This window comes from Stenotrophomonas sp. P5_A8 (assembly GCF_056400545.1).
The window spans coordinates 1-1170 of sequence record NZ_JBFULB010000574.1; the positions used below are offsets into that span (position 1 = coordinate 1).

1 protein-coding gene is annotated in these 1170 nt (G+C 53.2%); it reads right to left on the reverse strand.

Translation table 11 applies throughout. The features are described 5' to 3' along the window. Window positions 1-1132: UvrD-helicase domain-containing protein (locus tag AC1DQP_RS20755; RefSeq protein ID WP_478052465.1), on the reverse strand; the 1132-nt coding region annotated here is incomplete at its 3' end. Window positions 1133-1170: the final 38 nt, after the last annotated feature.

Consider the following 1170-nt stretch of genomic DNA (forward strand, 5'->3'; position numbering starts at 1 on the left):
CATCGACAAAAACAGCATCGAAGCCGTCTTCAGAACGAGTCATCTCCCACGAATTAGAGTCGAGAAACCTGTCAAAGTCAGCGATAAGTTGATCCACAGTCATCGCATCAACGGAACGCATCTGAGTGCGAAATTCAGCGTAGAGGTCAAGAATTACGCGCCTCTCATCTTCTGTCGACAACCGCATGCGCCATGCATCGCGATGCGCTCTGGAGATGTAGTCATCTCGCTTAGACCGGGATCTCGCAAAGCCACCGGGCTCTAGGACGCAGGCAAATTCGAGCAGTACTTCGAAGATGAAGGGCGGGACTAAGTCAACCCCATCAGCGACGCTCTCAAGGCTTCGCGCAAAATCATCAGTCACTCCACCGCGTCTTGCTGCCCAATCCTTAGCCCTGTAGGCGATCACGACCGAGCGCAACATCTCGGCCTGCATGTTTCGACCCTCAACACCATCCAGTGAAAGCGGCTCTAGACCGCGAAGCTCAGCACCGAGTGTCCGATATGCCCGCGAGTACAGCGTGCCAATGTAGAGAGGCCCACCCTCGCCCATCACTCTACCGTACTCCTCATCACTGAGCATTCCACGAATCATGGATCGCGCAAGATCGACGGTCGCTTGACTATGAGTAAGAAACGCAAATCTCTGCGGCTTCGCAGTGAACTGCGAGCCAAGAAGGTGTCTAAGCAGCTTCACCACAAGCGCAACCGTCTTGCCGCTGCCCGCCGGGCCACGAACGCGCAAACTCCGAGTCAGCTCCTGATCAACGAACGCGCGCTGCGATGCCGTTAAGCGTGAGTCGTACCAAGCCTGAAGTGACACGCCGAAGCCGAGCATCTTGTTTGACTGTTCAAGTTCAAAGCAATCAGTTTCACTGGGCCGCCAGGATCGATCCACTAAAGATTGGCACTTCTCCAATCTCTTTCGGATTACATTTCGATCGATCGGATCGGGAAATTTGGTTTTAAATTCAACTGAGGGCGCTACAACGCCCGTACATATCGCACCGACCTGACCAACAACAAGCCTATCAATCAGAATCCTTGAGCTATCGCCGGAAACTCGTGACGCGGCCTGAATAGTGATTTGACTATCATAATTAAAAGGCTTCCAAAGAGCAGGAACAGGCATCCTCGAATCAGCGGTTGACTGAAACACTCTCAGCACCC